The sequence below is a fragment of the Arthrobacter sp. B2060 genome (genome assembly GCF_059090445.1).
The window spans coordinates 1-240 of the sequence record NZ_JBNHFR010000045.1; the positions used below are offsets into that span (position 1 = coordinate 1).

Here is a 240-nt window from a genome sequence, read left to right on the forward strand (position 1 = left end):
TCGTCAGGCGGGTCCAGGCCAGGTCGGTGTCGCCGGCCTTGTAGGTGTTGCGGATGTTTTCCAGCGCGACCTGGGGTTCGGCCTCGTTCGCGGAGTCGGTGATGCGGCGGTGCGCGATCCGTCCGATGGAGGTTTCGGAGGCATTCTTCGGCGCGCCGTGCGGCCACCAGGCCACGATCGGGGCGTCGGGCAGCAGCAGCGCCGCGACCAGGGACTCGCTTTCCTCGGCGAGTTCCCCGA

General features: G+C 69.6%; 1 protein-coding gene. It reads right to left on the reverse strand.

The window, feature by feature from the left end:
- Window positions 1-240 (reverse strand): glucose-6-phosphate dehydrogenase assembly protein OpcA (locus tag AC5RUM_RS21530; RefSeq protein WP_494036856.1); only part of this gene is annotated, 240 nt, incomplete at both ends.